General features: G+C 35.7%; 3 protein-coding genes. All 3 read left to right on the plus strand.

The window, feature by feature from the left end:
• Positions 1-120 precede the first annotated feature (120 nt).
• The 3 genes from KKI21_03035 to KKI21_03045 all read left to right on the plus strand — a co-directional run bounded on the left by KKI21_03035 (position 121) and on the right by KKI21_03045 (position 2,353).
• Complete coding sequence (locus KKI21_03035) at positions 121-723, plus strand: hypothetical protein (protein ID MBU4285173.1); 603 nt, start codon at positions 121-123, stop codon at positions 721-723.
• A gap of 69 nt (positions 724-792) precedes the next feature.
• Positions 793-1,638, plus strand: coding sequence for a Bro-N domain-containing protein (locus KKI21_03040; GenBank protein ID MBU4285174.1), 846 nt, complete (start codon positions 793-795; stop codon positions 1,636-1,638).
• Positions 1,639-1,954: 316 nt separating this feature from the next.
• Positions 1,955-2,353, plus strand: coding sequence for a low molecular weight phosphatase family protein (locus KKI21_03045; protein ID MBU4285175.1), 399 nt, complete (start codon positions 1,955-1,957; stop codon positions 2,351-2,353).
• The last annotated feature ends 311 nt before the right edge of the window (positions 2,354-2,664 follow it).

Genomic DNA, 2,664 nt, shown 5'->3' on the forward strand with positions numbered 1-2,664 from the left:
ACGTTATGTGAAATAGCCAGAAATTTCTTTTTTAACTATTTAGAATTTTTTTTGGCGAATTCACAGGTCGATAACTCAGTATAATTAAAATAAGTTTAATAAATTAACAAAATAATAATTATGAATCAAAAAAGCATCATCGCAATTTTAGTGGTTGCCGTCATTATTCTAATCGGCATAACTGTATATTTTGCGACAATTAACAAGGCTAGTGCGCCAGTTGTACCTGCTCCGAAACAAGTTAAATCAACTCCTGATCCTATAGTTCAACAACCAGCACAATCTCCTGAGCAAAAAAATGTGTCACTATATTCAAATACCGATCTTGGTTTTAAAATCCAATTGCCGACGGATTTTGCAGATTATAAAACTAAAAGTTTTTCCATTGATGCTGACAGGACTCGCATATCATTCTTTCTTCCTACCGCGGATAAATCCTTCAAGGAAACAAATGCTTTTCCGGAAAAAGAATTTATGCCCGGCTATTCTGAATTTTTTATAATCGACGCTATGACGATAGAAGGTTGGAATAAATTTCTTGCTGATTGCGAAAGTGGAAAACATGAAATGGGCTGTATCACAGAAGCTGATTTGATAGGAAAAAATAAACAATTTGCATTTCAGGTTGGCTTAACTGGTATTCCAGCAAAAGATGTGGCAAAAAGAGTTGAAAATAAGATAACATTCGAATATCTTGGAAAAAATTTCAGTATTTTGCCTTAATCAAATCCACCAGGAAATATGCTATAATATAAAGGTATCAAATCTGATACCTTTATATCTTTAAGTCATATGGAAAACAACCAAAATCCAGAAAACCACATTGCCATTTTCAAAGGCAAAACTATCAGAAAAATCATTTATCAAAAAGAATGGTGGTTTTCTGTGGTTGATATTATTCAGGCACTTACCGATAGTGACCGCCCTAGTGTTTATTGGACTGCTATGAAAGCAAGAGTTAAAGATGAAAGCAATTTTCAACTATCTACAATTTGTAGACAGTTGAAATTGGAAGCGCCAGATGGCAAAATGCGTGAAACTGACTGTGCAAACACGGAGGGTATATTACGAATTATCCAATCAGTCCCATCACCTAAAGCCGAGCCGTTGAAACGATGGCTAGCCAAGGTAGGTTTTGAAAGAATTCAAGAAATTGAAGACCCAGAATTGGCAACAAAACGAACTAAAATATTATACAAACTCAAGGGCTATTCTGATTCTTGGATTGAGAAACGTATGCGTGGTATTGCCATACGTGAGGAGCTAACTGATGAATGGCAAAAACGAGGCGTTAAAAAAAATATTGAGTTTGCGATTTTGACTGCAGAAATATCAAAAGCAGCTTTTGATATGACGCCAAGTCAGTACAAAAGGTTAAAAGGTTTGAAGCGAGAAAATCTGCGTGATCATATGGACGATCTCGAATTAATCTTTTCCATGCTTGGCGAAGCTTCAACTACGAAAATAACCAAAGAGAGAAATGCTAAGGGTTTTATTGAAAATAAAATTGCCGCCCAAAAAGGCGGAAAAATTGCAGGAGATGCCCGACGAAAACTTGAAATTGAATCTGGTGGCAAGGTTATTACGAAAGAAAATTATTTAACTACGCCAGAAAATAGGAAGAAAATTAAAAATTAGAATTCGCCAAAAAAGAATAATAAGGAAAAAGAAGTTTCTGGCTACATCACATAACATTGCATATCTGGCTACGGGAAATTGACATCAATTATATATTCAAGGAGCGTCAATTTCCCTCCGCCCAAATCCCGCACTAATTTTTGTGGTATTTGGATGGAGTTCAGCATTTAATATTGCTCATAGTAGTTCTGGAATTATTGCATCTAAACAACGAAAATTAGTGCGGGACTTCAGATGATGCCGATACGTTATGTGCAATCGGGCTACGGCGGGCTTAACGATACATTTTTATAAATACTAATTTTTCAATAATAATATGGAAATACTTTTTATTTGTAGAGCAAATGTTGGACGAAGCCAAATGGCTCCTGCTTTTTTCAATAGATTATCTAAGAAACATAAAGCAGTTGGCGCTGGAACTCATGTTGATAATCGCTGCGGTGAACCTTTACATCCTTTTGTTGTTCAATGTATGTCTGAAGTAGGTTATGATTTATCCAAAAACACCAGAAAACAACTTACTCCTAAAATGGTCAAAAATACTGATAAAATTATTGTAATAACAGAAAAAGAGAATTTACCAGATTATGTTGATTTGTCAAAAGTTGTTTTCTGGGAGATTGATGATGCAAAAGATAAATCTTTAGAGTTCCATCGCCAAATTAGAGACCAAATAAAAAGTTTGGTTGAAAAATTAGTAAAAGAAATTGGATAAACGCCCGCCTCCGCCCGACTTTCTCGCTATCGCTCGAACCCACGCTGCGCTCTCGTTCCGCTACGCTCCACTCGGGGCACATAACACGGGATAAAAGGTTCGGCACTCGGCTCGTGCCTCACCCAAATTTTTCTTCCGCTACACTACAGAAAAACTTCTTTTATCCCGATACGTTATCGGAAATTGAATTTTGGCGCTAAAAAATTTTAAAAAAACTTAAACGCTTTAATATGGAAACAAAAACTAGAATTGCTGCCTTAATTATAGAGGACAGAAAATTACTAATGCTAAGAGGCAAGGGTTATAAAGAA

Source organism: Patescibacteria group bacterium, assembly GCA_018897295.1.
In the GTDB taxonomy this organism is placed as follows: domain Bacteria; phylum Patescibacteriota; class Minisyncoccia; order RBG-13-40-8-A; family RBG-13-40-8-A; genus JAHILA01.